Here is a 26,686-nt window from a genome sequence, read left to right on the forward strand (position 1 = left end):
GTATTACCGGTGATGCGGTTCTCAGGAAGCCGGGATCAGGGTGTACTTGGTGGACAGGTACTCCTGGATGCCCTCGAGTCCGCCCTCGCGGCCCAGACCGGACTGCTTGACACCGCCGAACGGTGCGGCCGCGTTGGAGACCAGGCCCGTGTTCAGGCCCATCATTCCGGTTTCGAGCTTGTCGATCATCCGCTGGCCGCGGGCCAGGTCCTGGGTGAAGACGTAGCTGATCAAACCGTATTCGGTCGAGTTGGCCAGGCGCACGGCCTCGGCCTCGTCAGCGAACGTGACGATGCCGACGACCGGGCCGAAGATCTCCTCGGTCAGGATGGCGCTGGCCGGCGCCACCCCCGTCAGCACGGTGGGCTCGTAGAAGGAGCCGGCACCCTCGGGGCGCTTGCCGCCGGCGAGCAGGGTGGCACCGTGGGCCAGTGCGTCCTGCACGAGGGCGTCGGTGCCGGCGACGGCAGCCTCGCTGACGAGCGGGCCGATGGTGACGCCGGTTTCGGTGCCGCGGCCGATCTTCAGCGCGCCGACTCGCTCGGTGATGCGGCGGGCGAATTCGGCGGCGACGGACTCGTGCACGATGAAGCGGTTCGCCGCGGTGCAGGCCTGGCCGATGTTGCGGAACTTGGCGAGCATCGCGCCCTCGACGGCCTTGTCCAGGTCGGCGTCTTCGAAGACGACGAACGGGGCGTTGCCGCCGAGCTCCATCGAGGTGCGCAGCACGCCCTGGGCGGCCTGCTGGATGAGCTTGCGGCCCACCTGGGTCGACCCGGTGAAGCTGAGCTTGCGCAGACGGGGGTCGGCGATGATCGGCCCGGCCACGGCGGCGGAGGTCGACGTGGTGATCACGTTGACGACGCCGGCCGGCACCCCGGCGTCTTCGAGCAGCTGCACGAAGAAGAGCGTGGTCAGCGGGGTGAGCTCGGCGGGCTTGACGACGACCGTGCAGCCGGCGGCGAGCGCGGGGGCGATCTTGCGCGTGGCCATCGCGAGTGGGAAGTTCCACGGCGTGATCAGCAGGCAGGGCCCGACCGGCCGCTGTGAGACCACCATGGTGCCGGTGCCCTCGGGGTTCTGCCCGTAGCGGCCGCTGACGCGCACGGCCTCCTCGCTGAACCAGCGCAGGAACTCGCCGCCGTAGGTGACCTCACCGTTGGCCTCGGCGAGGGGCTTGCCCATCTCCATCGTCATCAGCAGCGCGAAGTCGTCGCGTCGCTCCTGGAGCAGGTCGAAGGCCCGGCGCAGGATCTCAGCGCGTGCCCGCGGCGCGGTGGCCGCCCACGACTCGGCAGCCTCGACGGCCGCATCCAGCGCACGGATGCCGTCGGCGGCATCCGCGTTCGCGATGCGCTTGAGCACGGCACCGGTCGCCGGGTCGGTGACCTCGATGGCCGCGCCGCCGCCCTGCTGCCAGGTGCCGTTGATGTAGAGGCCGTCCGGGACGCGGGCGAGGAGTTCGGTTTCACGAGTGGTCACGATGAGTCTCTTTCCGTTGCGATGCGGGAGATGAGTGCGGATCTTCCAGTTGGTCCTGCGGGTGGTGCGGTGGAGCGGTGGGGGTGACGTTCAGGGGTACAGGCCGCGCAGCAGGTGCGCTTCCGCCACCCGTTCGACGGCGAGCACCGTGGCCGCGGCACGCAGAGACAGGTCCCTGGCGGCCGCGTAGTCGACGACCTGGTGCCAGGCGGCCAGCATCCGCTCGGCGAGCTTCTGCTCGACCTCCGCGGCGTTCCACCAGTATGCCTGATTGCCCTGAACCCACTCAAAGTAGGACACGATGACGCCGCCGGCATTGGCGAGGATATCGGGCACGACGAGCTGCCCGTTCGCGGCGAAGACGGCGTCGGCAGTGGGAGAGGTGGGTCCGTTGGCTCCCTCGACGATGACGCGGGCCGTGACCCGGGCGGCATTGCCCGCGTGCAGCACGCCCTCGACGGCGGCCGGCACGAGCAGGTCCACGTCGAGTTCGAGCAGCAGATCGCCGTCGAGCGGTTCGGCCCCGTCGAATCCGACGACGCGACCGGTGGCCGCCACGTGCGCGCCCAGCCGCTCGAAGTCGAGTCCCTGGGCGTTGTAGACGGCGCCGTACTGGTCGCTGACGGCCACCACGCGCACGCCGGCGTCGGTGAGGAACACAGCGGCGTCGTGACCGACCTTGCCGAAGCCCTGCACCGCGGCGGTGGCCCCGTGCACCCGGATGCCGCGGTGCGTCAGCGCCGCGAGGGCGATGTGGGTCACGCCCCGCGAGGTGGCGCTGGCCCGGCCGTGCGAGCCGCCGAGGCTGATCGGTTTGCCGGTCACGATTCCGGGCACGGTGTACCCCACATTGACCGAGTAGGTGTCCATGATCCAGGCCATGGTGCGCTCATCGGTACCCATATCGGGAGCCGGGATGTCCTTCTCCGGGCCGATGATGGGCAGGATCTCACTCGTGTAGCGGCGGGTGACGCGTTCCAGCTCGGCCTGCGAGAAGAGCCGCGGGTCGATCGTGACACCGCCCTTGGCGCCGCCGTAGGGCACGTCGAGCAGGGCGCACTTCCAGGTCATCCACATGGCCAGGGCCCGCACCTCGTCCAGCGTGACGTGGGGGCTGTAGCGCAGCCCGCCCTTCGCCGGGCCCCGGGACAGGTTGTGCTGCACCCGGTAGCCGGTGAACAGGCAGGTGCTGCCGTCGTCGCGCCGGAGCGGCACAGCCACCGTGAGTTCACGGCGCGGGGTCGCGAGCAGAGAGTGCAGACCCGAGCTGTAGCCGAGCACGCCGATGGCGGCGTCCAGCTGTGACCGGGCGTCCTCCAGCGGCGTTGCCAGCGGGGTCGCCGTCGCGCGGCTCAGTGTGGTGGCGAGGGGGCGGGTGAGCAGGGCGGGCGCGGCCGGGACCGTGTCGAGGAGGCTCATGCGGCGGCGAGAACGGCGCCCAGAACCTGCAGGCCCTCGACCAGGAGGTCGTCGGGGATGCTCAGCGGCGGCAGGAAGCGGATCACGTTGCCGTAGGTCCCGCACGTCAGCAGCACGACGCCCTGGGCATGGGCGGCGGCCACGACACGGCCGGTGAGGGCGGCATCCGGGTCTCCGGTGACGGGGTCGACCAGTTCGACGGCGATCATGGCTCCGCGCCCCCGCACATCGCCCACGCGCTTGTCGACGGCACGGATGGCGTTCAGCCGGCCGGTCAGGATGGCGCCGATTTCGCGGGCGCGCAACGCCAGGTCCTCGGTCTCATAGCTGTGCATGGTGGCCAGGGCCGCGGCGCAGGCGAGCGGGTTGCCGCCGTAGGTGCCGCCGATGCCGCCGACCTGGGGAGCGTCCATGATCTCCGCACGCCCGGTGACGGCGGAGAGCGGAAGGCCGCCGGCGATGCCCTTGGCCATGACCATCAGGTCGGGCACGATGCCCTCGTGATCGCTGGCGAACATGTCGCCGGTGCGGGCGAAGCCGGTCTGCACCTCGTCGGCGATGAAGACGACCTCGTTGGCGCGGCACCAGTCCACCAGGGTGGGGAGGAAGCCGGGCGCGGGCACGATGAAGCCGCCCTCACCCTGGATCGGCTCGATGATCAGGGCGGCCAGGTTGTCGGCGCCGATCTGCTTCTCGATCTGGGAGATGGCCCGCCGGGCGGCGCCGGGTCCGTCGAGTCCGGCGTCGCGGTAGGGGTAGGACATCGGGGCGCGGTAGATCTCCGCGGCGAACGGCCCGAAGCCGTTCTTGTAGGGCTGGTTCTTCGCGGTCAGGCCCATCGTCAACGTGGTGCGGCCGTGATAGGCGTGGTCGAACGCGACGACGGCCTGCTTGCCGGTGTAGTGGCGAGCGATCTTGACGGCGTTCTCCACGGCCTCGGCGCCGGAGTTGAACAGGGCGCTGCGCTTGGCGTGGTCGCCTGGGGTGAGCCGGTTGAGCATCTCGGCCACCTCGATGTAGGAGTCGTAGGGCGTCACGGTGAAGCAGGTGTGCGTGAACTGGGCGAGCTGGGCGGCCACGGCGGCGACGACCTCTGGGGCGCTGTTGCCGATGCCGGTCACGGCGATGCCGCTGCCCAGGTCGATCAGGGAGTTGCCGTCGACGTCGACGAGCACGCCGCCGCCCGCAGCGACGATGTAGGCGGGGAGCGTGACGCCCACACCGGCGGAGACGGCCTCGTTCTTGCGACGGCTGAGCTCCTGGGACTTCGGGCCGGGGATGGCGGTGACGAGGCGGCGTTCCTGGGGAAGGGACGGTCCGCCGACCGGGGTGAGGGGAAGGGCGTCTACGAGGGTCATGGCTGCTCCAGTTCTGCCGGTGCATCGGCGCGGGGGCCGGCGTCGATGCCAATTCCTGAAGGCTACGCACGGCCGGCACCCGCGGCATCCGACACGGTGTACAACACGGCAGGCATCTTTCGCCATCTTGTACACTCGGGCCATGGCTTCGACCCTGGCTCCGCCGCTTCTGCCCACCCTGCGCCGTCTGCTGGCCCAGCCCGGCCTCCAGTTGCGGCTGCTCACGGCTGAGCCCGCGCTGCCCACGCATGCGCTGGACCAGTCCGTGGAATGGGTGCACAGCTCCGACCTGGCCGACCCCACGCCGTTCCTCTCCGCCGGCCAGGTGCTCCTCACCACGGGCACGCAGTTCGCCGAGACGACGACGGATGACTACTACCGGGACTACGTGCACCGGCTCACGGCCCGGGGCATAACCTGCCTCGGCTTCGGCACCGAGGTGGTGCGCGCCGGAACACCCGACGCCCTCGTGGAGGCCTGCCTCGCCGCAGGGCTGCCGCTGGTGGAGGTGCCCTACGACACGCCGTTCATCGCGGTCGCCCGCTCGGCCGGCGACCTCGTCGCGGAACTGCGCTACGCCCGCAACACATGGGCGCTCGAGGCCCAGCGCGCCATCTCGCACGCCGCGTTGCGACCGGACGGCCTCAGCAACATCCTGAGCGAGCTGTCCCGGCAGCTGGGTCGCTGGGTCGGCCTCTTCGATGCCGGCGGCGCGCTCGACCGAGTCTTCCCCCGCGACGTGTTCTCCGGCGCCGACGCCTCCCCCGCCCTGCCGCGGGTGCAGGCGGAGGCCGGCCGGTTGCTTCGCCGCGGCCACCGGGCCGGCACCACGTTGGAACAGGACGGGGAAACCCTCACCCTGCAGACGCTGGGGCGACGGGACCAATTGCGCGGCGTGCTGGCCCTCGGCGACGGCGCGGAGCTCGACCAGGCCAGCCAGCAGGTGGTGACCAGCGTCATCGCGCTCGCCGGACTCGCCCTCGAGCAGAACAGCACATTGGACCGTGCCCGCGGGCACCTGCGGTCCGGGCTCTTGCAGGCGCTGATCGGCGGCGACCGACCGCTCGTGCAGAGCGTGTCCGGCGAACTCTGGGGAGCCCTGCCGGCCGAGCCGGTTCGGGTCGCCGTGGTTGCCCCGCCGCCCGAACGACTCGACGCCCTCGCCGAGTTGCTCGAACTGCGGGTCGAGGAAAGCCCGGGCCACCTGTTCTTCGCCCGTGAAGGCCGCCAGATCCTGCTCGTCGTCGACCTGGCCGCCGGGCCGCTGCTCGACGATCTGGTGGGGTTCGGCCTGCATGTGGGTGTCTCGGACCGGAGCGACTATCGCACGCTGCCGCACGCGGTGGCACAGGCCCGCCAGGCGCTCGAACGCGCCCGTGAGGGGGCAGCCGGCCTGGTCGAGTTCGAGGTCATCTCCCGCCAGGGGGTGCTCGCATTCCTGGCCCGGACGGATGCCTCGGAGGTCGGCCGAGCCACCCTCCGCCCGCTCTCCGACCACGACGCCGCGCACGGTACGGGGCTGCTCACGACCCTGCGGGTATGGCTGGAACACAATGGGCAATTCGGCCCTGCCGCGGCGGAACTCGCCGTGCACCGGCACACGGTGCGCGCCCGGATCGGTCACGCGGAGCAGTTGCTCGGCCGCGACCTCGGCACGTTCCACGCCCGAGCGGACCTGTGGGCGGCGCTGCTGGCGGCCGGCTAGGTTGCCCTTGATCGCTGATTACCGCAGCGAGCGTGAACGTCGCTACGCTCCACCGTCTTCAGAACCATCAGCACCCACACCACCTCATCGGCTGCTGCGTATCCGCGGGCGGAGAATGTACCCGAGCGCGAATCTCTTCTGGACGGGGTAGTCGGGACGGTTACGAAGACAGAGCGCACCGGAGCCCTGCCGTTGTGCGGGTGCGCGCGCTCAGGGTCCGGCTTGCGGGCGGCAGCCCAAGAGTTGGATCCGTTTCGATCCCTAGGATTACCCTCATGCTCCCCAACGCTGAACTCGAAGTGCCGACGGCCGAAGACCTTGAGCTCGTTGAGCTCGCAAGAGAGGTCATCGACGCGAGCACGGATGCCGGGCCCGATGAAGATGGTGCACACACGATGGGCGCGGCAGTTCGAGACGCCGACGGCCGCATGTTCGCCGGGGTGAATCTGTTCCACTTCACCGGCGGTCCGTGCGCTGAGCTGGTTGCACTCGGCGCGGCGCGTGCACAGGGCGGCCGAGAAATCACGACAATCGTCGCTGTTGGCAATCACGGGCGCGGTGTTGTCGGCCCGTGCGGGCGTGACAGGCAGGTCCTCTTTGATTACTACCCAGGCATCAGAGTGCTGCTTCCGACCGCCGAGGGCGTTCGCGTCGCCACCATTGAGACGCTGATGCCGTTTGCCGCTGCATGGACCATGGAGGGCGGCACTCAGCAGTTCGACGAGGAGCGTTTTCGCTGACATCGAGCGGAAGGATGCGACCGTTGTGCACCGCTGCGAACGACGCCTCCGCGATGGAACGGATTACCGAGGTGACATCCCCGGACCGGTAGGCGCTCAGGGCATCGAAATATCGACCTGTATCGTGCACCACTCGTGAGGTTCTCGATTTCGGAGCTGGAGGCACTCTCGGTGCGAAGCAGAATGGATGCGAATGGTGCGGCGATTTGCGCCACTTCTGCATCGAAGCGGGCAAGTTCACTGGCGGCCTCCTCCGTCAGCGCCTGCAGCTCACTGTCGAGCGGTATGTCGAGATCGGAGATGAACGCAGGCACCGACGCCACGTGGGGGCCTGATGCCAGACGCTTTTGGGTGCGTGATCCATACTCGTCTTGGATGCCGTGCGGGCTCTCCGGCGTGGTCACCGAAACCAAGCACCGGGATGGTCTTGATCTCCGGTAGCGGGAGTGCGCTGCTATACGTTGGAAGTCACGCTCGCGAGCAGTTCCTGGCACTTGCGTTCACGCCCAAGGCCACCATCGACGCGGCAGCGGATTCAGATCCATCTACTCCGTGAAATCCAAACCTGAAGGCATGTGCCTTCGATAGACGCACCAATCCGCGTCGACCAATCTGCCGTGCCGCACTTGTGAATTGAGGAACAACGCGATGACATTGCGTATCCGCGACGCTGCCACTGAGGACATCGACTTTCTCGCGGCCATGCTGCTCGAAGCGTTCAACTGGCGCGAAGACCGGCAACCTGCGACTCTGCAAGCGATCATGAATATCCCCGACATCTGGCACTACGTCTCCGATTGGAAACGAAGCTCAGATTTCGGTTTCGTTGCCTACGAGGCAGAGGACAAGCCGGTCGGTGCGGCTTGGGCGAGGTTCATGACCGCCGAGGATCCCGGATATGGCTTCGTTGATGAGGGCATCCCCGAACTAGGCATGGGCGTCGTGAGCACTCATCGAGGCCAGGGCATAGGCCGCGTCCTACTGGAGCGGACGATACGGGCCTCAGTCGGGCGTGGCCTCCAGGGGCTGAGCTTGAGCGTTGAAGACGACAACGAGCGAGCCCGTGCACTTTACGTGAGTAACGGCTTCGTCGTCGCGGGACGGGTCGGCGATTCGGACACGATGCTTCTCAGGTTATGACCCGCTGAAGGTTCCACCTGGCATCCGGGTGAAAGCGCCGCGCCCATGCGATCACGGTCACAGGAGCCCTCCTCAGGGGTGGGAACGTCAAAGACATCGAATCAAGCGGCCGGGTGTATCTTTCTCGCTGACTGAAACCCTCCAGATTCAGCCCGAACGAACCGACTCGCTACCAGAGCATCCGGCCATGAACCCGACGAGTGCCATATCGGGGAAGCACACGAGGCATGAGAGAGGGATAGAAATGAGAGTCCTGTCACACACCTGGCGATTCGCCGCCACTGTTCTCGCAGCGGGGCTTCTGATTCTGCCCGCAGGGACAGCCGCAGTCGCCGCGTCATCGACGCCCAAATTGCTTGCCAACGACGGTGAGGGCCCACAGTTCTACAGTGGTCTTGCCGTCGACGTCTCGGGTGAGGTCGATGGCGACGTGTACGCGTCGGGCCAGAGCGTCACCATCAGCGGCGACGTCACGGGAGACGTGATCGCCGCAGCCCAGACCATCACCATCACCGGGACCGTTGACGGCAATGTGCGTCTTGCCGGGGGCAGCATCGTGATCAGCGGTGACGTCTCGCGCAGTGGAACGGTCTTCGCGGGAACCGTGGACGTCACCGACGCCGGATCGATCGGTAACGATCTGCTGAGTGCCGGCGGAGACGTCGCGATCGCCGGGGAAATAGGCCGTGACCTGATCGTCAGCACCGGACAGCTCACCATTGACGGAACGATCGGGGGCAACGTCACCTATGAAAGCGACTCCGCCGCGCGCATCGCGGAGGGCACTGTGAGCGGCACCGTGGAGCGCATCGAACGGGCGCAACCCCCCGAGGTCGAGGTCTCACCCTGGGCCGTGTTCGTCGGCTGGCTTCTCGGGTTGCTCTACGCGCTGGTCGCTTTGAGCCTCATCACCATCGCCGCAGCCCTGCTTGTGCCGCGCTTGTTGCAGCGGGTGACAGACCACCTCATCCCGTCACCCTGGAAGGCGTTGCTCGTGGGCTTCGTGGCATCCGTTACCGTACCCATTGCAGTGCTGGCCCTCCTGGTCTCCGTGATCGGCGCACCCCTCGCGCTGGCGGGCCTGTTGGTGTGGCTCGTGCTCACGCTGGCGACGTTCGTGTACGGCGCCTATTACATCGGTCGGCTCATCTTCCGCGGAAACCAACACCCCGTCGTGAAGGCGCTCGTCGGCGGCGTGATCCTCATCGTCGCTCTGCAGATTCCGTGGCTGAACATCGTTGTTTGGGTCGCCGTGGTGTTCTTCGGTCTCGGCGCACAGCTCCTGGCAATCCACAGTAAGCGGCCGTGGCACACCCGGACCGAAACGGATGCGATCCCGCCCGCAGCAACGTCCCCGACGGTCGGGGCGTCTCCGCAGACATACGCCTGACATCCCCAGGACGGAGCCCAACGAGCATTCGTTGGGCTCCGTCTGTCGCAACGTCCCGGGCGCATCCATCCGGTGGATTTCCGCGGTCCTCACCGCCGAGATGATGACGGAGGCCTCGCGGTGACCCGGTTACTCCAGCCTGGAACCGAAGATCTGCGCTTCGACGAGCGGTCGCACGGCCACCTCGAAGGCGTCGTCGACGAAGTAGTCCTTGAGCCGGTCGTCGAGCAGTTCGTTGGCGATCGCGGCCATGGTTATCGACTGGTCGAGGGAGAGATACCGGTCGGCGATGGTGCCACTCTGCGTCGCGACGGCGTCGTAGAAGCCGCCGGGGCCATAGGCGGCCAGGTCGTTCTTGATACCCGCGAGGTTGCTCAGCACGGCCGGCTTGTCATACGGCAGGGCGAGGAAGGATGCGTGCGGCGTCACAACTCCATCGCCGAAGTCGGGGTTCGGGTTGCTGGCCTCGCGGCATCCCTCGTAGCCGGCATCGACGTTGGTTCGCTCCCGGTCGGAGGCGTAGCCGTCGGTGCTCATGCCCACTCCCTCGACTCCGTACTCCGCGTACTCACCGAATGGATCGCTCGCCGGGGAGAAGCCCCAGTAGCCGTAGCCGGCCTCGTCGAGACCGTGCTCGATCTGGGCGCGCACGCTCGCCGGGTGGTTCACGGCCCAGGATTGCGGCCCCCAGTCGGCTTCGGGCACGAGCAGGTCGGGCATCAGCGCCTCGAACATGCTGCCGCCCCAGGCCGGTACGAGTTTCATTCCACGGTATTCGTAGACGCCCTCATAGACGGGCACACCGAGGTACTCCCTCGTTTCGCCGGTGGGCTTCTGTTCCTGCCAGTCGAAGTCGCAGCCCTGATCGGGCATGGTGCGCAGCGTTCCGTAATAGGCCTCAGCGGGAATTTGTCCGTTGGCGATTCCGAGGTAGGTCGCGATTCGCGCTTCGCTCACACTCGTATCGTAGTGGTGGCAGGTGTAGTAGACCTCAGAGCCGTCGTCGCCGTAATTGCCGGGAACGCTGCAGCCGGGAGGGGGCGTCACCCAGAAACCGCCGCGATTGAGACCGGCGCCGTTGACGGCGTTCGCTCCGCCCTCGAGATTGTGGAAGTAGCCGAAGTCCATACTGGCGTAGAGAGCATCGGCCGATCGGGCGAGGCGGGGTTCGGCCTCGGCGACGATGCGGAAGGACGCAGCGAGCCAGCCGTTGTCGACCGAGCTCAGGAACGGATCGACGGGGTCGCCGCTGCCCGGCCAGGTCGTGAGCTTGTGACCGTCGCGCGGCGAGTACCAGTTGTAGAACATGCCGCTGGGCTCGTGCCGCTCGATCTTCTCGAGGGTCTTGAGGGTGGACTTCATGCGCTTGAAAGCATCCTGCTTGCTGATGATGCCGAGGTCCCTCGCCGAGATGACCGACCACAGGTAGCCGCCAATGTTGGTCGGGCTGGTGTTGTCGCTCGGCTCGGACAGGTCACCCTGAATCTTGTCCGCGGGGAGCCCGGTCTTCTTGTCGGTCATGGCGTCGAGGGAGGCCCAGGTGTCGACGGCGTAGCCCGTGAGGACCGTGCTGTCTCCGGGGGGATCGTCCTTCGGGGACCCCGTCGTTGTGCCGGGGTCGGCGGCGGCGCTCGGCGCAATGATGAGCGTTCCCGCAACCAGCGCGGCGCACATCACGGCAAACTTAGGTGTTCGTTTCACAGACTGTTCCTTCGTGTCGTCGTTGACCGCGTCGGCGCCGGGTGACCGATCACCGGATGACCGGGCCGATCTGAGGTGCGCCAGGCGCGTTCTGATGAGTGTAAGCGCATACATCACCGGACGCAAGGAACCATCGTTGACCGTGGGAACAGGCAGAAGTCGTACCGGACTCACCGGATGGGCCGGTCAAGCGACACGGAACCGGGTCCGAGAACACGGCCGTTGGGTTACTGCCGGTGCTGAGACTCGACGTGCTCTCCTGCTCGGAGGCCGGGAGCCAGGATCAGGCCCGCAGCGACCAGGGCTTGCGGCGCACGAGGATGTGGCCGCGGCTGGTGCTCAGCCGAGTCCACAGGCCGGTTTCGAACAGGCGCACGGGCTCGTCTTTCGGCAGAAAGCCCAGGCTGACGGCCGCGAAGGCCGCGCCGGCCGGAACGATCTCCAGGCCGGGAATGGGTCGACTCCAGACCTCGGACCGCACCCGCTGCACGATCTGCGCGCCGGTACCAGCCGGGATCACACCGGCGACCTCCTCGATGCCGGCCTGTGCAGCCCCGTCGAGGAGCGCAACATCCGTTTCGCCGAGCAGGGCCCAGCCGCCCTGCGGCGGCGAGATGCCGGCCCAGGTCACTGTCGTCACCTCGAGCGGCACGGTCACGCTCACGGGAGCCTCCGGCACCTCCACGGCCGCAGTGAGGCGGGCGAGACGGTCGAGCAGGGAACGCACCGGAACGACCGCGTCGAGCTCCACCGGAGCGGTGAGCGCGAAGGTGCGCAGTCCCAGAACGGTGGGGCTGGAGTCGAGCAATCCACGCGGATACAGGATCGCGGTGTAGACGGCGAGCACCCCGGCGGCCTGAACCAGGCGCACGGAACCGTCTTCGACGCGGCTGGCGCGGGACAGGTAGACCTGGAGGTCACGAAGGGACAGGGAATCTGGGAGAGAAAATGACTTACTCATCTGCTCCTAAACTACCAAGGTACGGCGCAGGTCACACCGACCCGCCGTCTCGCGCCTGAGGAGGCCACATGGACTTGCCGATGGAGGGCCTCCTGGCCGCCCTTGACCTCACCGATACGGGTGCCCGCACCAGCGAGGACATCTTCACCGGACCCTCGCAGTGGATGCCGCTCGGCCGCGTTTTCGGCGGCCAGGTGCTCGCCCAGTCTCTGGTCGCCGCCATGCGCACGGTGCCCGACGACCGTCACGTGCACTCCATGCACGGCTACTTCCTGCGCCCCGGCGATGTCGGCCAGCCGATCACCTTCTCCGTGGACCGCATCCACGACGGCCGTTCCTTCTCCACCCGGCGCACGCAGGCCTACCAGGACGGGCACCCGATCCTGTCGATGATCGCGTCGTTCCAGGATGAGGATGAGGGGCTCGAGCACCAGATCGAGATGCCGGCCGACATGCCCGACCCCGAGTCCCTGCCGACAGCCGCGGACGCCCTGGCCCAGGTCGATCATTCCATCGCCCGCTACTGGGCGAACGAGCGCCCCTTCGACATGCGTCACCTGCCCTCGCCGATCTACCTGCGGGTGAAGGGCGAGCACACCGCCCGCCAGGCCGTGTGGATGAAGACCATGGGCCCGCTCCCCGACGACCCTGACCTGCACCGTGCCGCCCTGGCCTACGCAAGCGACTACTCGATCATGGAACCCGTCATGCGCCGCCATGGCGTGGCGTGGGCCACGCCGGGGCTCAAAGTCGCCAGCCTCGACCACGCGATGTGGTTCCACCGCTTCGGCCGCGCCGACGAGTGGATGCTCTATGTTCAGGACTCCCCCACCGCCCAGGGGGGACGCGGGCTGTCCACCGGCAGCATCTACAGCCGGGGCGGCCTTCTCCTGGCCACCGTGGCCCAGGAGGGCATGCTGCGCGTGCCCACCAACGCGGAGTAGATTCTCAGAGCGCTTCTCGTACGCACATCCCCGACCGCCACGCACACCCCCGACCGAGGAGAACCATGACGAACCCCACCGACATCTCCCGCCGCACCGCGCTTCTGCTCGGCACGGCAGGCACCGCCGTCGCCCTGGTCGGGTGCACCACGGGCGGGACAGACGGCACCGGCGACTCCGGCACCAGCGACAACGGGCCCGTCGAGGTGGCCAAGCTCGCGGACATTCCTGTCGGCGGCTCGATCGAGGCCTCCCTCGACGGCAAGCCCATCCTGATCAGTCAGCCCACAGCCGGCACCGTGGTGGCGTTCAGCGCCATCTGCACCCATCAGGGCTGCGTGGTCAAGCCGGTGAAAGACGAGTTCGACTGCCCGTGCCACGGTTCGAAGTTCGACCCGACCACGGGCGCGGCCCTGGCCGGCCCGGCAACCACGCCGCTGGCCTCTGTGACGGTCACGATCACCGGCGACACGGTCACCGCGGGCTGAGCCGGTCGCCCAAGGCAACCTCGGGCTACCGGAACCGGTTCAGCCCTAGTCGACCGGCAGCGCCGCGCGCCGGCTGAACCGGATGGGTTCCTCCAGGTACGGCGTCCAGGCGGCACGCTCCAGGTCGTTGATCTTGCGGGGACGCTCGGTCTCCGCGTCGACGAGCACGATCGTGGTGCTCGCCTGTGCGTACAGTTGCACGGGCTCAAGGCCGATCGGGGTCCACACCTCGTAGCAGACCTCGAGGCTCGCGCCGCCGAGCTTGCCAATCCACAAACGGATGTCCACGGGCTGCCTCAGGTACGGGATCGGCGCCAGGTATTCGGCTTCCAGTCGCGCGATGAGCGTCAGCGTCGCCGCACCCGGGCGCCCGTCGAGCACCGCGGTACTCGCGAACGCACCGGGCCCATCGCCGTCCTCGTCCGGCCAGAACGCCTGGATGCGCGCATCCTCGAGCAGACGCAGCAGCTCGGCGTTGTTGACGTGACCGTAGGCGTCAAGGTCAGACCAGCGCAGGCGGACCGGAACGTGTAGCTTCATGCCGGACGCCCTAGTCGCGGGTCAGCTTGCGGTACGCGGAGCGGTGCGGCTTGGCCGCATCCGGGCCGAGACGCTCGATCTTGTTCTGCTCGTAGGACTCGAAGTTGCCCTCGAACCAGTACCAGTTCGCCGGATCTTCATCGGTGCCCTCGTAGGAGAGGATGTGGGTCGCGATACGGTCGAGGAACCACCGGTCGTGAGTGATGACCACGGCGCAGCCGGGAAATTCGAGCAGGGCGTTCTCGAGCGAGCCGAGGGTCTCGACGTCCAGGTCGTTGGTGGGCTCGTCGAGCAGAAGCAGGTTGCCACCCTGCTTGAGGGTGAGGGCCAGGTTGAGGCGGTTGCGCTCTCCACCGGAGAGAACCCCGGCCTTCTTCTGCTGGTCGGGACCCTTGAAGCCGAACGTGGACACGTAGGCCCGCGAGGGGATCTCGGTCTTGCCGACCTGGATGTAGTCCTGGCCGTCGGAGACGACCTCCCAGAGCGACTTGTTCGGGTCGATGCCGCTGCGGCTCTGGTCGACGTAGGAGATGTCGACGGTCTCACCGATCTTCAACTCACCCTGGTCGAGCGGTTCCAGACCGACGATCGTCTTGAACAGCGTGGTCTTACCGACACCGTTGGGGCCGATGATGCCGACGATGCCGTTGCGCGGGAGGGTGAAGGAGAGGTCCTCGATCAGCACCCGGTCTCCGAAGCCCTTCTTGAGCTTCTTGGCGTCGATGACCTGGGCGCCGAGGCGCGGGCCGACGGGGATCTGGATCTCTTCGAAGTCGAGCTTGCGGGTGCTCTCGGCGGCCGCGGCCATCTCTTCGTAGCGGGCGAGGCGGGCCTTGGACTTGGCCTGGCGGCCCTTCGCGTTCGAGCGCACCCATTCGAGCTCGTCGGCGAGGCGCTTGGCCATCTTCGCGTCTTTCTTGCCCGCGATCAGCAGACGTTCCTGCTTCTTCTCGAGGTAGGTCGAGTAGTTGCCCTCGTAGGGGTACAGGTGGCCGCGGTCGACTTCGGCGATCCATTCGGCCACGTGGTCGAGGAAGTACCGGTCGTGGGTGACGGCGAGAACGGCGCCGGGGTACTGGGCGAGGTGCTGCTCGAGCCACAGCACACTCTCGGCGTCCAGGTGGTTGGTGGGCTCGTCGAGGAGCAGCAGGTCGGGCTTCTGCAGCAGCAGCTTGGTCAGCGCCACCCGGCGCTTCTCACCACCGGAGAGGTCCGCCACCGAGTAGTCCCCCGGCGGGGTGCGCAGGGCGTCCATGGCCTGTTCGAGCTGGGAGTCGAGGTCCCACGCGTCGGCAGCGTCGATGGCCTCCTGCAGGGTGCCCATTTCGGCCAGCAGGGCGTCGAAGTCCGCATCGGGCTCGCCCAGGGCCAGGCTGATCTCGTTGAAACGGTCGACCTTGGCCTTGATCGGGCCCACGCCTTCCTGCACGTTCTCGAGCACCGTCTTGGTCTCGTCGAGCTCGGGCTCCTGCATCAGGATGCCGACCGTGTAGCCGGGAGACAGCTTCGCCTCACCGTTGCTGGGCGTGTCCAGCCCGGCCATGATCTTCAGGATCGTGGACTTTCCCGCGCCGTTCGGCCCCACGATGCCGATTTTGGCGCCGGGGAAGAATGACATGGTGACGTCGTCGAGGATGAGCTTGTCGCCCACCGCCTTGCGAGCGCGGACCATCGTGTAGATAAATTCAGCCATAGTGCTTACCAGTCTATTTGCCGCGTGGCCCCGGCCAGACACGTTCCCGATGCGAGCAGTGACGTCGCCGTGCTCTGGTAGCCGCCGGTGGCCGGTCCGTGCTGCCCGATCAGGCACTCCCCGTTGAACCGAACGGCGAATTGGATCGAGTCCGCGGCCAGATCCACGTTGGTCTTGTCAAAGGTGACTTCCATCTGGGCTTTATCGAAGCCCCCCGCAACCAGCGCGTCCACGAACGCCCGCCCACCGGCGGCGTCGTCGGCCGCAACGACCGCGGTCGCCAGGCTGTCGAAATAGGGCAGGTTGGCCTTGGCATCCTGATCGGGCAGCAGAACCGGGGCGGGCTCCGGTGTCGCAGTCGGAGCCGCTGCTGATGGTGTCGGGTCGGGAGCCGGGACAGGCGCGGCGGTGCAGGCCACGAGGCTGACGCTCAGCGCCAGACCGAGCAGCAGCGCCGCTCCGGTACGACCGAAACGGTGGCCGCCTCGGTCTCGCTGGGCTACCCGTTCTGATGCTGCCGGCACGTTGTCCTCCTGCGACCGCGGTTTGGTCAGACCATCGAGTCTGCCAGATCTATGGCGGCCCGGAGACGGCGCCGCTAGGAATCGACCCCGACCAGCATGCCGGCTCCAGCCTCGGCGGGCGCCTGCGGTGATTCCTCGGCGTCGGCGACGGCATCGGCATCGGCGGGAAGGAAACCGTCCGCGGGCTGCTCGGCCGGCTGCGGTGCCGACGCGTTCGTGGGCGGCGAGCGCGTGTACACCGTGCTGCACCAGGCCAGGTCGTGACCGACGGTGTCGGCCTCGACCTCCACGGAGGTGCCGTTGCGGTCGGCGTTCTCCCACGGCCGGATGCGCAGCCGCCCCGCCACGACCACATGCTCGCCCTTCTGCACGGAGTGCACCACGTTGTGGGCGAGCTGCCGAAAGGACGACACCGTGTACCAGTTGGTCTCGGCGTCGACCCAGGTCTGTTTGACGCGGTCGAAGCGACGCTGGCTGGACGCCAGCCGAAACGAGGTGATGGCCAGTCCGGAACTGGTCACGAGGTGACGGGGCGTGGTGGCCACGATTCCGGTCACGGTGATGCTGTCGCTCATTAGGTCTCCCTTTTCCAGCGGGCCCCGGACGGATGCCCGGAGCAGGCGACCTGGGAGCGACGGCTCGTGCCTGTCTCCGCCGCCCCAGATCGCGTTCTCCGAGTGTGCGGGGGCAGACAAACGCGCGGGCGCGGCATCCGGATATTGTGCCGAATGACCGCCCCGCGCATCTGGGGAGGGCTGGACGAACCGTTACACGAGGTACTGGGAGTAGGACTTGCGGATCTTGTTCACCTTGGGTACCGCGACAGCCATGCAGTAGCCCTGGCCGGGATTCTTAGCGAAGAAGTCCTGGTGGTAGTCCTCGGCCACGAAGTACTCGCCGAGCGGCTCGATCGTGGTGACGATGCCGTCGCCCCACCACTCGGCGGCGCGGGTGCGAGCCGTTTCGAAGAGCTGCTTCTGCTCCTCGTCGATGTAGAACATCGCCGAGCGGTACTGGGTGCCCACGTCGGCGCCCTGCCGGTTGAGCTGGGTCGGGTCGTGCAGGGTGAAGAAGACGTCGAGGATGACGCTGGCCGGGATGATCTCCGGGTCGAACGTCACGGCGATGGCCTCGGCATGGCCGGTGCGGCCGGTGCAGACGGACTCGTAGGTGGGCTTCGGAGCATCACCGCCGGTGTACCCGGACACCACCGCGCTCACGCCACGCAACACCCGATACACGGCATCGAGACACCAGAAACATCCACCTGCGATCACAAAAGTTTGCACGCCCCTAGAGTAACGGCATGACCTTCGTGCCAGCTCCGAACCGCTATGCCGACATGACCTACCGCCGCACCGGCCGCAGCGGTCTGAAACTGCCGGCGCTGTCGCTCGGACTCTGGCACAACTTCGGCCATGAGCGCCCGATCGAGCGACAGCGCGCCATCCTGCGCCGCGCTTTCGACCTGGGGGTCACCCACTTCGATCTGGCCAACAATTACGGTCCTCCTCCCGGGGCCGCCGAGACCAACTTCGGCCGCATCTTCGCCGAGGATTTCCGCGCCTACCGCGATGAGATGGTCATCTCCAGCAAGGCCGGGTATGACATGTGGCCGGGCCCGTACGGCGATTTCGGCTCCCGCAAATACCTGCTTTCCTCCCTTGACGCGAGCCTGGGCCGCCTCGGGGTCGACTACGTCGACATCTTCTACTCCCACCGTCCCGACCCGGAGACCCCCATCGAGGAAACCATGGGTGCGCTGGCCTCTGCCGTGCAGCAGGGCAAGGCCCTGTATGTCGGCATCTCCAGCTACACGCCCGAGCAGACGCGGGTTGCGGCGGCGGCCCTGGCCGAGCACAAGGTCCCGTTGCTGATCCACCAGCCGCGGTACTCGATGTTCGACCGGCACGTCGAGGAGGGGCTTCTCCCCGTGCTCGACGAGCTCGGCGTGGGCAGCATCGTCTTCTCTCCTCTCGCGCAGGGGCTGCTCACCGACCGCTATCTGACCGGGTCCGTTCCGGCGGACTCGCGGGCCGCGACGAGCGGTTTCCTGTCACACGAGGTGCTGACCGACACCTACCTCGGTCGTGCCCGCGCCCTCAACGCCATCGCGGCCGAGCGCGGGCAGACGCTCGCCCAACTCGCCGTCACCTGGATCCTGCGACAGCCATCCGTGACCAGCGTGCTGGTCGGCGCGAGCAGCGTCGGCCAGCTCGAGCAGACCGTCGCCGCCCTCGACGCTCCCGCGCTGACACCGAGCGAGATCGACGCGATCGAACCGTACGCCGTGCACGGCACCGGCCTGGGCTGAGCCGGTGGGCTACCTGTACGCTCTCCTCGCGTCGCTGCTCTTCGGCCTCAACGGCAGCACCACCAAGGTGATCGTGGAGGCCGGCCTGTCGGCGGCCCAGCTGACCTTCGTGCGGGTCACGGTCGTCGCCCTTCTGGCCGGCGGATTGCTGCTCGCCACGAACCGGCGGGCTTTCCGCATCAGCCGGCGCCAGTTGGCGGTGATGGCCGTCCTCGGCGTGGCCGGGGTTGCCCTGATCCAGTGGTTCTACGCGGTGGCGATCAGCCTGCTGCCGGTGGGTATCGCGCTCATGCTCGAGTACACCGGCGTGCTGATCGTGGCGCTGGTCGCCCGGTTCGTGTTCCAGGAGCGGGTCAAGCCCCGCATCTGGCTGGCCATCGGATGCGTTCTGATCGGCATGGCCGTCGTCGCCCAGATCTGGGCGAGCACCCTGTCCGGCCTGGGCGTGCTCGCCGGGATCCTCGCCGCGGTCTGCCTGGCCGTGTACTTCCTGGTCGGGGAACGGCAGGTTGCCGCAACCTCTCCGCTGGCCGTCTCCTTCTGGTCCATGCTCTTCGCCAGCGCCTTCTGGCTCATGTTCAGCGCGTGGTGGCAGATTGAACCGCAGACTCTGGTTCAGGATGTCGCGTTGAACGGCAACCTCGAAGCGGTGTCCCTCCCGCTATGGCTGCTGATGCTGTGGAACGGCGTGTTCGGTTCGTTCGCCCCGTACCTGCTCTCCTACATGGCGCTCGGCCGGCTGAACGCGACGGCGGCCGGCATCGTGAGCGCCTCCGAGGTGCTCTTCGCTTTCGCGTTCGCATTCCTCTGGCTCGGTGAATCACTGGACGGGCTGCAGATGCTGGGCGTGGTCCTCGTGCTCGCCGGCATCGTGGTCGCGCAGACCGCCCGGCCGAACCGGGTCGTCGACCTCGACCTGGCCAGCCAGGACCAGGCCCTCCTGAACGGCCCTCTCCGGTAGACACATACGCCATGTCGGCGGCTCGCCCTAGCGTGATGAACGCAGCAACCATCACCCACGGCCGGCCGATCTCGGAGGATTCCATGTCCACACCAGCGTCCACGACAGCCCGCTTCACAGCCCCCGGCACCCCACGACTGCCGGTCATTCGCGGACTTCAGTTCGTGCCCGTGAAAGACGGTCTCTGGCGGGTCTCGAACCGGTCCGGCATGGTGCTCGGGCACATTGAGCAATCCAGCGAGGCCGACGGCATCCGCTTCGCCGCACGGCGCATGGTTGCCGCCACCCGCACGATGAACCTCGGCACATTCTGGCGGATCGACGACGCAGCCGACTGCTTCCGCTGACCCGTGCGCAAATCCGCCCGGAGGGCACGCCGAGTCCTTCCCCGAGATCGGGCCCCGGGGCCGGTAAAGTGCGCTCATGCAGTGGTGGAATAGTTTCGTATCCTGGCTCACGGCAGCCAGCAATCAGTCCATGGTTTTCAGCGCCGTGGTGCTCATCGTCTCGATCGTCGTCGCCAGCCTTCTGGCGGCGTTGGTCTCTCGTGGGGCGATCAAACGCCTCCTCGCGCAGAACGATCGGGCTCTCAAAGCCGCGGTGATCGGCACCCTCGTCGATGCCGCGACCGAGGCATCCGTCTGGAACTCCCTGACTCCGCAGGAGCAGGTTCTGGCGGACCGCGCGGTGGGACAGGCCGACGTGCAACTGCGGTTGCTGCCGATCAGGGGGTCGAGCGTGGCCGCGAACTGGGCAGCCCACCAGCTGGCCGAGCTCAAGCGCACCTCGGCCACCTTCGGCTACCAGCTCGAGCCGGCACTGGTCGAATTCCGTGACCGTCTGGTGGAGTGGCAGGAGAAGCCGGGCCGCACGCGCAAGGTGTTCCAGAGCGACCTCGACCGGTGGAAGGTCACGAAGTCCAGCTCGGAGAAGAACCTGATCGCCGAACAGGACGCCTGGGCAGCCCAGCAGCACCACGACCAGTACACCGCCCAGCCCGCCGCTCCCGTGCCTGCCCCACTGAACTACGCAGCCGGGCCGACCTCACCGTCGACCGAGACCCAGCGCCTTCTCGACGACGTGCAGGCACTCGAAGTGCGTCCCACCCCGCTCCAGAGCTAAACGCCCGCCCCCGCCCGAACCCCTGGTGGCCGCCGAGCCGTGAGTTTCACCCCCATTCCACGAAGGAGAGGAGCGAAGCTCACGGCTCGACGCGTGTGTGCGGGCGTGTGGCTAGCGCCACCACTGGTCGAACATCGATGCCGGCACCTGGCGCTTGTGCTCGGTGCTCAGGAAGCGCTTCTCGATGGTGTCGGCGACCGCATCGTCGACGGGCAGTCCCTCCAGGAAGTCGTCGATCTGCTCGTACCGCAAGCCCAGGTTGGCTTCGTCGGTCTGGCCGGGATTGTCGTCGAGCAGGTCGGCGGTCGGAGCCTTGAGGTAGAGCCGTTCCGGCGCCCCCAGCTCCACCAGGAGCGCGCGCCCCTGGCGTTTGGTCAGCCCGGTCAACGGCAGCAGATCCGTCCCTCCGTCGCCGTACTTGGTGAAGAAGCCCGTGACCGCCTCGGCGGCGTGATCGGTGCCCACGACCAGGAGCCCGGCCGAGCCGGCCAGGGCGTACTGCGCGACCATGCGCATCCGGGCTTTCACGTTGCCCTTGTCGAAGTCGGGCAGCGGACGGCCCGTGGCATCGGCGAATTCGGCTTCGAGAGCATCGACGGCCCGCATGATGTCGAAGGTGACGGTGGTCGCAGGCTGGATGAATTCGAGGGCCAATTGGGCATCCTCCTCGTCATGCTGCACCCGGTACGGCAGCCGGACGGCCTGGAAGACGGCCGGATGTCCCGCCGCGGCCAACTGCTCAACGGCCAGCTGGCACAGGCGGCCGGCGAGGCTGGAATCCTGGCCTCCGCTGATGCCCAGCACGAGGCCCTTCGCGCCGGTGCGCAGCAGGTAGTCGGCGAGGAACTGCACTCGGCGGCTCACCTCGGCGGCCGGATCGATCCGGGGGGACACGTTCAGCTCCGCGATGATTCGCGCCTGTAGTTCTCGCATCCAGCAAATCTACCAAGCCGGCGAACGGGCAGCGGGATTCACGGCTGTTTCGCCGGCGCCCGCTCAGTCTGTGAGTCGGCGCAGCGTCTCCAGCACGACTGCGGCCGAGCGGTCGGCCGCGTCATCCACGTGGGTGAGGTGATCGTCGACCGGTCCGCACAGGTCGGAGATGCCGCGGATGGCCACGAACGGCACGTTGTGCGCGAAACAGGTCTGGGCGGCGCCCACGGATTCCATGTCGGTCGCGAGAACACCTGGAAACAGCTCACGAAGGAGTTCGGCGCGCTCCACGCTCACGAAGGCGTCGTTGGAGACCATCAGACCGCGGTGAACGACCAGGGCGGATCCGTCGGGCATCCGCGTCGGGGACTCAGCCCCGACCAGCGCTGCGGGGGCGCCGGTGTAACGGGCCGGCATGCCCGGAACCTGCCCGAGTACGTACCCGAAGGCGCGTGCGTCGGCGTCACTGTTCAGGTACTCGCTGCCGACAACGACCTCGCCCACCTGCACCTGCACGCCGACCCCGCCGGCCGAACCGGCACTGATCAGCAGAGGGGTCGCTTCGGCATCGTCGGTCCGGGCAGCCAGGATGGCGGATGTCGCCGCCCCGGCCGCGTTGACCAGCCCGATGCCGCCCTGCACGAGCAGCACCTCGCGGCCGGCCACAGTCAGGCGGTACTGCCGGGCCTTCCCGACCGTGACCGGCGAGGCGCATGCGGTGGCCGCAGCCAGGAACGGAGCGGCCTCCTCGTCCATCGCGACCAGGATGATCGCATCGATGACGCTCACGCGGTGACGGTGGCCCAGTCGGAACGGGCTGCGAGGAAGGTCTTCACCGCGTCCTGCGCCGCGGTCAGTGAGTGGTTCGCTCCCCAGCCGCACTGCACCTCGTTGGCGGCAGGCACCTCGGTGGCGCCGAGGATGTCGGTCAGGGTGGCCTCGATCAGCCCGAGAACCTCGGCGTATTCGGGCTGGCCCTGCAGTATGAGGTAGAACCCGGTCTGGCAGCCCATCGGCGAGAAGTCGATGACCCGGTCGGAATGGTTGCGGGAATGCTCGGCGAAGAGGTGCTCGATCGAGTGAACCGCGGGCATCTCCAGGTGCGCCACGTTCGGCTGGGTGAAGCGCACGTCGTATTTGACGAGCGTGTCGCCGTGCGGCAGCGCCTTGGTGTCGGCCAGGCGCACGTAGGGAGCGGCGACCGTGCGGTGGTCGAGGTTGAATGATTCGACGTTCATGCGTGGCTGGTTCACGTGATCTCCCTGAGAAAATTGAAGCGGTGGTGAGACTGTGGTGAGACGGTGCCCCCGGTAGGAATCGAACCTACGACAAGCGGATTAGAAGGCCGCTGCTCTATCCACTGAGCTACGGGGGCGAAGAACGTTCAACGATACCGCAGACGCGGCCGGGAGGCGCTCAGATCGCTTTGGCGGCCGCGACGAGCACCTGGGCGAGGGTCGGTACGCCCGTGGCCCGGAAGACCTCGACCCCGTTCGCGTCCCGCACGATCACGGTGGGGGTGGTGCGGATGCCGTCGGCCTCGGCTTCGCCGGTATCCCGGGCCACGTCCAGTTCACGCACGGATGCCTGCGGCACCAGCCGCTCCACCTCGACCAGCACCGCACGGGTCTGCATGCACGGCTCGCAGAACGCGGAGGAGTAGTACGTCAATTCCATGATCGGTAGTCTACGGACCGTCCGCTGCCTCGCTGCGGGACCGGTCGGTGGCCGCCGATAGACTCGCCCTATGACAAAAAGTAGTGACCGGTTGGTATGGATTGACTGCGAAATGACCGGTTTGGACATTGACTCCGATGAACTGGTGGAGATCGCGGTGGTGATCACCGATTACGACCTCAACATCATCGACCCGGGCCTCGACCTCATCATCAAGCCGAACCCCGCCGCACTCGAGAACATGAACGACTTCGTGCGCAACATGCACGTGACCAGCGGGCTGATCACCGAGATCCCGAACGGCATCAGCGCTGCCGAGGCCGAGACCCTCGTTCTCGACTACGTGCTCAAGTTCATCCCGGCCGATCAGAAGGCGCCGCTGGCCGGCAACTCCATCGGCACCGACCGGGCATTCCTGACGAAGTACATGCCCCGCCTGGACAACCAGTTGCATTACCGCAACGTCGACGTCTCCTCGATCAAGGAACTCGCCCGGCGCTGGTACCCCCGGGTCTACTTCAACGCCCCCGCGAAGGACGGCGGACACCGCGCCCTGGCCGACATCCTCGAGTCGATTCGCGAGCTCGCGTACTACCGTCAGACCGTGTTCGTGGCCGACCCGGGCCCGTCCAGCGAGCAGGCGAAGAACAGCGCGGCCGAAGCCGTGAACATTTTCGCTCCGAACATGTAATACACTTGCTGAGTTGCCGGCCTTCGGGACAGCAACGAATGGTGGGTATAGCTCAGCTGGTAGAGCATCCGGTTGTGGTCCGGAAGGCCGCGGGTTCAAGCCCCGTTACTCACCCCAATAGAAACACGCAGTGGCCGCCCTGTGGTCGTGCGACCGGAGCATCGTCTCCCGGTCGCACGGCCGCATCTCCGGTACCACCCGTTTCCCCCTGCCAGTCCTCGCTGTGGCCTCTCCATCGGTCCGACGGCTCGGGACAGCTGAAAGTAGTCCTTCATGCGCGCTCGCTCCGTCCTCCTCTTCGTGGCTGCCCTGGCCACCCTGGCGCTCACGGGCTGCGTCGACAACACCGTGCCGGTCGCCGGCGCCGCCGGAACCGCGCCCGCCCGCGTCGTCACCGAGGACACTGCCGCCGCCGCGTTGGTCCCGGAGGAGGTGCGTGCCTCCGGCATGCTGGTGATCGGAACGAGCCCCAACTACTCCCCCAATGAGTTCAAAGACGCCTCCGGCAACCCGATCGGCTGGGGCGTCGAATTGGGCACCGCGGTCGCCGCCAAGCTGGGTCTGACCCCCGACTACACGGTGGCGAACTTCGAGACCATCATCCCGAGCCTCATGGGCGGCAAGCTCGACGTGGGCAACTCGTCGTTCACCGACAACCTCAAGCGCGAGGAGCAGGTCGACTTCGTCAACTACTACAGCGCGGGCATCCAATGGGCCTCCGCCACCGGGTCGACCGTGGACCCCGACGACGCCTGCGGCCTGAAGGTCGCCGTGCAGTCCGCCAGCTACGAGGACACCGAAGAGATTCCCGCCAAGAACGCCGACTGTGTCGCGGCAGGCAAGCCCCCGATCGTCAAGCTCAAGTTCGAAACCCAGGACCTGGCCGCCAACGCCACGGTGCTCGGCCAGGCCGACGCCTTCAGCGCCGATTCACCGGTCACCCTCTACGCGATCCAGCGGACCGCCGGCAAGCTGCAGAAGGCCGGCAGCTCCTTCGACGAGACGTCGTACGGCATGGCCGTGGAAAAGGACTCCGGTATGGCTGAGGCCGTGCAGGCCGCTCTGCAGTCGATGGTCGCTGACGGTTCCTACGGTGAGATCCTTGCCGCCTGGGGGGTCGCCGACGGCGCGCTCACGACCATCACGATCAATGCGGCCGCCAACGGCTGATCCGCCGCGGGCGTGCCGCGTGAGATGCTGATCGGGTGCCTGATTCTGAACGGATGCCGCAGCTGGACCACGAGGAATTCGAACGTCTGGTCGTCGAGGAGCTGGATCTGCTGCCCGACGACATGATCGACGGCCTGGACAACGTGATCTTCGTGGTCGAGGACCGGCCCGAGGACGGCACCCTCGACACTCTCGGCCTCTACGACGGGGTGGCCCTGACCGAGCGCGGGCAGTACGGCTTCGGTGAGATGCCCGACCGGATCGTGCTCTACCGCGAACCTCTGCTGGAACTGTGCGCCGACCTCGACGAGCTGCGCGACCAGGTGCACATCACGCTCGTGCACGAGATCGCGCATTTCTACGGCATCGACGACGACAGGCTGCACGACCTCGGCTGGGGATGACGAACCACCGTTAGCCTTGCGTCATGAGTAGATCCCGGCCTGCCCGCATCATCGGCGCCACGGTCGGCGCGCTCGTCATCCTGACCGTCGGAGTGTACGGCCCGGCCACTCTGCTCGGGCCGCTGCCGGAGGCCACGGCCACACTCGTCACCCCGGCGGCGGGCGAGGCGGTGCCGTTCCCGCCCGTGCTGCCGGCCACCGGCGGCAGCGCCGTCATCGGGCTGGCAGCGATGGCCCCCGACCCTGCGGCTCCCGACGTGACCGTGATGGACGCCGCCGCCCTGGCGACCACCGAACCTCTCGCAGTGGCCGGCACGAGCGATCCGCTGCCGATGGCCGCCGCAACGAAGATCGTGACCGCCCTGGTCGTCCTCGACGCCAAGCCCCTGGCCCTCGGTGAGACCGGACCTGAGGTCGCGATCACGGCCGCCGACTACCAGGGTTACATCGACTACGGCAATTCCGGTGCCCGCGCCGTTGTCGTCTTCCCGGGTGAGCGGTGGACCCAGACGGAGCTGCTCCAGGCGATGATCCTCGGCTCCAGCAACAACCACGCCGACACCCTGGCCCGATGGGCCTTCGGCTCCCTCGATGCGTACACCGCCGCGGCCAACGCCTGGCTCGCCGAGCAGGGCCTATCCGCAACGAGCGTCGCCGACGCCACCGGCCTCAGCGACGACAGCGTGGGAACGGCGAGCGATCTCGCCCGGCTGGCCGGCCTGGCCGCCACCGACCCGGTGGTCGCCGGCATCCTCGCCCAGCCTGCCTCGGCCCTGGTGGGCCAGCGCGGCGTTGACAACACCACGGCGTTCCTGGCCGAGGAAGGCGTGACCGGCATCACGCGCAGCTACACGGACGGCGCCGGCGTCTGCTTCCTCTTCACCGCCCAGGTGCAGGGCCCCGACTCGGTGTTCACGTTCGCCGGGGCGCTGATCGGCGAACCTGACTACGACACCCTCACCGCCGACGTCACGGCCCTGATGGAGAGCGCCCGTGCCGGCGTGCGCGATCTGCCCACCCTCGCCCAGGGTGACGCCTACGTGGAGTTCAGCACCCCGTGGGGCGAGACGGCCTCCGGAACAGTGCGCACGGCGAAGAGCACCTTCGGCTGGCAGGCCGAGGCCCCGACCGCCGCCGAGGTGACCCTGGAGAACTTCGCCACCGGCCGGGCCGGCAAGGACGTCGGCCGGGTCACGGTCGAGGCAGGCGGAGCCGAGGTGTCGTCGAAGCTCGTGCTCGACCAGACGATCAGCGCCCCCGGACTCGGCTGGCGTCTGCTGCACCCGGTTCCGATGATCTCCGCACTGATCGAGTCGACCAGATAGTCGA

28 protein-coding genes and 2 tRNA genes are annotated in these 26,686 nt (G+C 67.6%); 15 read left to right on the plus strand and 15 right to left on the minus strand.

Annotation, left to right across the window (positions count from 1 at the left end; genetic code table 11):
- Nucleotides 1-21: 21 nt before the first annotated feature.
- The 3 genes from AC0J5J_RS04410 to gabT all read right to left on the minus strand — a co-directional run bounded on the left by AC0J5J_RS04410 (nucleotide 22) and on the right by gabT (nucleotide 4,259).
- A complete protein-coding gene (locus tag AC0J5J_RS04410) occupies nucleotides 22-1,482 on the minus strand; it encodes an NAD-dependent succinate-semialdehyde dehydrogenase (RefSeq protein ID WP_420898558.1) in 1,461 nt (486 codons plus the stop codon).
- 90 nt (nucleotides 1,483-1,572) lie between these two features.
- Complete coding sequence (locus AC0J5J_RS04415) at nucleotides 1,573-2,901, minus strand: Glu/Leu/Phe/Val family dehydrogenase (RefSeq protein WP_474899698.1); 1,329 nt, start codon at nucleotides 2,899-2,901, stop codon at nucleotides 1,573-1,575.
- Entirely contained in the window at nucleotides 2,898-4,259 is a 1,362-nt protein-coding gene (gabT, locus tag AC0J5J_RS04420) for a 4-aminobutyrate--2-oxoglutarate transaminase (protein ID WP_134425311.1), read from the minus strand. The genes AC0J5J_RS04415 and gabT overlap by 4 nt, the downstream gene beginning before the upstream one ends.
- A 142-nt stretch (nucleotides 4,260-4,401) precedes the next feature.
- On the opposite strand from gabT, the gene AC0J5J_RS04425 reads away from it, so the two are divergent.
- The 4 genes from AC0J5J_RS04425 to AC0J5J_RS04440 all read left to right on the plus strand — a co-directional run bounded on the left by AC0J5J_RS04425 (nucleotide 4,402) and on the right by AC0J5J_RS04440 (nucleotide 9,234).
- Complete coding sequence (locus AC0J5J_RS04425) at nucleotides 4,402-5,964, plus strand: PucR family transcriptional regulator (RefSeq protein ID WP_474899700.1); 1,563 nt, start codon at nucleotides 4,402-4,404, stop codon at nucleotides 5,962-5,964.
- Nucleotides 5,965-6,239: 275 nt separating this feature from the next.
- Nucleotides 6,240-6,704 (plus strand): cytidine deaminase family protein, encoded by a 465-nt coding sequence (locus AC0J5J_RS04430; protein WP_134425313.1) that lies wholly within the window; start codon nucleotides 6,240-6,242, stop codon nucleotides 6,702-6,704.
- 648 nt (nucleotides 6,705-7,352) lie between these two features.
- Complete coding sequence (locus tag AC0J5J_RS04435; protein ID WP_474899702.1) at nucleotides 7,353-7,844, plus strand: N-acetyltransferase family protein; 492 nt, start codon at nucleotides 7,353-7,355, stop codon at nucleotides 7,842-7,844.
- Nucleotides 7,845-8,088: 244 nt separating this feature from the next.
- On the plus strand, nucleotides 8,089-9,234 hold the full coding sequence (locus AC0J5J_RS04440) for a DUF8173 domain-containing protein (RefSeq protein ID WP_474899703.1): 1,146 nt from the start codon (nucleotides 8,089-8,091) through the stop codon (nucleotides 9,232-9,234).
- Nucleotides 9,235-9,363: 129 nt separating this feature from the next.
- Here the strand turns inward: AC0J5J_RS04440 and AC0J5J_RS04445 are convergent, their stop codons facing one another.
- Both AC0J5J_RS04445 and AC0J5J_RS04450 read right to left on the minus strand, forming a co-directional pair.
- Complete coding sequence (locus AC0J5J_RS04445) at nucleotides 9,364-10,908, minus strand: glucoamylase family protein (protein ID WP_474900187.1); 1,545 nt, start codon at nucleotides 10,906-10,908, stop codon at nucleotides 9,364-9,366.
- 310 nt (nucleotides 10,909-11,218) lie between these two features.
- Complete coding sequence (locus tag AC0J5J_RS04450; protein ID WP_474899705.1) at nucleotides 11,219-11,896, minus strand: DUF8185 domain-containing protein; 678 nt, start codon at nucleotides 11,894-11,896, stop codon at nucleotides 11,219-11,221.
- A gap of 68 nt (nucleotides 11,897-11,964) precedes the next feature.
- On the opposite strand from AC0J5J_RS04450, the gene AC0J5J_RS04455 reads away from it, so the two are divergent.
- Together AC0J5J_RS04455 and AC0J5J_RS04460 are read left to right on the plus strand one after the other, a co-directional pair.
- Entirely contained in the window at nucleotides 11,965-12,840 is an 876-nt protein-coding gene (locus AC0J5J_RS04455) for an acyl-CoA thioesterase (protein WP_241972818.1), read from the plus strand.
- Nucleotides 12,841-12,905: 65 nt separating this feature from the next.
- On the plus strand, nucleotides 12,906-13,328 hold the full coding sequence (locus AC0J5J_RS04460) for a QcrA and Rieske domain-containing protein (RefSeq protein WP_134425317.1): 423 nt from the start codon (nucleotides 12,906-12,908) through the stop codon (nucleotides 13,326-13,328).
- A 45-nt stretch (nucleotides 13,329-13,373) separates the two neighbouring features.
- Here the strand turns inward: AC0J5J_RS04460 and AC0J5J_RS04465 are convergent, their stop codons facing one another.
- The 5 genes from AC0J5J_RS04465 to msrA form a co-directional block, all read right to left on the minus strand.
- On the minus strand, nucleotides 13,374-13,868 hold the full coding sequence (locus tag AC0J5J_RS04465) for an acyl-CoA thioesterase (RefSeq protein ID WP_134425318.1): 495 nt from the start codon (nucleotides 13,866-13,868) through the stop codon (nucleotides 13,374-13,376).
- Between the two features lie 10 nt (nucleotides 13,869-13,878).
- Nucleotides 13,879-15,561: an energy-dependent translational throttle protein EttA gene (ettA, locus tag AC0J5J_RS04470; RefSeq protein ID WP_474899707.1), complete on the minus strand. Its 1,683-nt coding sequence runs from the start codon at nucleotides 15,559-15,561 to the stop codon at nucleotides 13,879-13,881.
- A gap of 5 nt (nucleotides 15,562-15,566) precedes the next feature.
- Entirely contained in the window at nucleotides 15,567-16,085 is a 519-nt protein-coding gene (locus AC0J5J_RS04475; RefSeq protein WP_474899709.1) for a DUF6993 domain-containing protein, read from the minus strand.
- A gap of 74 nt (nucleotides 16,086-16,159) precedes the next feature.
- Nucleotides 16,160-16,660: a single-stranded DNA-binding protein gene (locus AC0J5J_RS04480; protein ID WP_474899710.1), complete on the minus strand. Its 501-nt coding sequence runs from the start codon at nucleotides 16,658-16,660 to the stop codon at nucleotides 16,160-16,162.
- 192 nt (nucleotides 16,661-16,852) lie between these two features.
- Entirely contained in the window at nucleotides 16,853-17,374 is a 522-nt protein-coding gene (msrA, locus tag AC0J5J_RS04485; RefSeq protein ID WP_134425321.1) for a peptide-methionine (S)-S-oxide reductase MsrA, read from the minus strand.
- Nucleotides 17,375-17,391: 17 nt separating this feature from the next.
- Between msrA and mgrA the strand changes: the two genes are divergently transcribed.
- The 4 genes from mgrA to AC0J5J_RS04505 all read left to right on the plus strand — a co-directional run bounded on the left by mgrA (nucleotide 17,392) and on the right by AC0J5J_RS04505 (nucleotide 20,482).
- Nucleotides 17,392-18,399 (plus strand): L-glyceraldehyde 3-phosphate reductase, encoded by a 1,008-nt coding sequence (mgrA, locus tag AC0J5J_RS04490; RefSeq protein WP_134425322.1) that lies wholly within the window; start codon nucleotides 17,392-17,394, stop codon nucleotides 18,397-18,399.
- 4 nt (nucleotides 18,400-18,403) lie between these two features.
- Nucleotides 18,404-19,360 carry an EamA family transporter gene (locus AC0J5J_RS04495; protein ID WP_474899712.1) on the plus strand — a complete coding sequence of 319 codons (957 nt, stop codon included), beginning with the start codon at nucleotides 18,404-18,406 and terminating at the stop codon, nucleotides 19,358-19,360.
- 83 nt (nucleotides 19,361-19,443) lie between these two features.
- Nucleotides 19,444-19,707 carry a hypothetical protein gene (locus AC0J5J_RS04500; protein ID WP_474899714.1) on the plus strand — a complete coding sequence of 88 codons (264 nt, stop codon included), beginning with the start codon at nucleotides 19,444-19,446 and terminating at the stop codon, nucleotides 19,705-19,707.
- Nucleotides 19,708-19,783: 76 nt separating this feature from the next.
- A complete protein-coding gene (locus AC0J5J_RS04505; protein WP_134425325.1) occupies nucleotides 19,784-20,482 on the plus strand; it encodes a hypothetical protein in 699 nt (232 codons plus the stop codon).
- A 111-nt stretch (nucleotides 20,483-20,593) separates the two neighbouring features.
- Here the strand turns inward: AC0J5J_RS04505 and nadE are convergent, their stop codons facing one another.
- The 5 genes from nadE to AC0J5J_RS04530 all read right to left on the minus strand — a co-directional run bounded on the left by nadE (nucleotide 20,594) and on the right by AC0J5J_RS04530 (nucleotide 23,092).
- Nucleotides 20,594-21,415, minus strand: coding sequence for an ammonia-dependent NAD(+) synthetase (nadE, locus tag AC0J5J_RS04510; protein ID WP_474899716.1), 822 nt, complete (start codon nucleotides 21,413-21,415; stop codon nucleotides 20,594-20,596).
- Between the two features lie 63 nt (nucleotides 21,416-21,478).
- The gene (gene mtnN / locus AC0J5J_RS04515) at nucleotides 21,479-22,204 is read right to left on the minus strand and encodes a 5'-methylthioadenosine/S-adenosylhomocysteine nucleosidase (RefSeq protein ID WP_474899718.1); all 726 of its coding nucleotides are present in this window, start codon (nucleotides 22,202-22,204) and stop codon (nucleotides 21,479-21,481) included.
- A complete protein-coding gene (locus AC0J5J_RS04520; RefSeq protein WP_474900188.1) occupies nucleotides 22,201-22,653 on the minus strand; it encodes an S-ribosylhomocysteine lyase in 453 nt (150 codons plus the stop codon). The genes mtnN and AC0J5J_RS04520 overlap by 4 nt, the downstream gene beginning before the upstream one ends.
- A gap of 64 nt (nucleotides 22,654-22,717) precedes the next feature.
- Nucleotides 22,718-22,790, minus strand: a tRNA-Arg gene (locus AC0J5J_RS04525).
- Nucleotides 22,791-22,831: 41 nt separating this feature from the next.
- A complete protein-coding gene (locus AC0J5J_RS04530; protein ID WP_474899720.1) occupies nucleotides 22,832-23,092 on the minus strand; it encodes a YbbN family protein in 261 nt (86 codons plus the stop codon).
- A 70-nt stretch (nucleotides 23,093-23,162) separates the two neighbouring features.
- On the opposite strand from AC0J5J_RS04530, the gene orn reads away from it, so the two are divergent.
- From orn to AC0J5J_RS04555, 5 genes are all read left to right on the plus strand, one after another.
- Nucleotides 23,163-23,783, plus strand: a complete 621-nt coding sequence (gene orn / locus AC0J5J_RS04535; RefSeq protein ID WP_134425329.1) for an oligoribonuclease — start codon at nucleotides 23,163-23,165, stop codon at nucleotides 23,781-23,783.
- A gap of 41 nt (nucleotides 23,784-23,824) precedes the next feature.
- Nucleotides 23,825-23,900: transfer RNA gene (locus AC0J5J_RS04540), tRNA-His, on the plus strand.
- Nucleotides 23,901-24,056: 156 nt separating this feature from the next.
- Nucleotides 24,057-24,953, plus strand: coding sequence for an ABC transporter substrate-binding protein (locus AC0J5J_RS04545; protein WP_474899722.1), 897 nt, complete (start codon nucleotides 24,057-24,059; stop codon nucleotides 24,951-24,953).
- A 53-nt stretch (nucleotides 24,954-25,006) separates the two neighbouring features.
- Nucleotides 25,007-25,357, plus strand: coding sequence for a metallopeptidase family protein (locus tag AC0J5J_RS04550; protein ID WP_474900189.1), 351 nt, complete (start codon nucleotides 25,007-25,009; stop codon nucleotides 25,355-25,357).
- A gap of 23 nt (nucleotides 25,358-25,380) precedes the next feature.
- Nucleotides 25,381-26,682 carry a D-alanyl-D-alanine carboxypeptidase family protein gene (locus AC0J5J_RS04555; RefSeq protein WP_474899724.1) on the plus strand — a complete coding sequence of 434 codons (1,302 nt, stop codon included), beginning with the start codon at nucleotides 25,381-25,383 and terminating at the stop codon, nucleotides 26,680-26,682.
- Nucleotides 26,683-26,686: the final 4 nt, after the last annotated feature.

This window comes from Cryobacterium sp. TS_SC_7 (genome assembly GCF_056156285.1).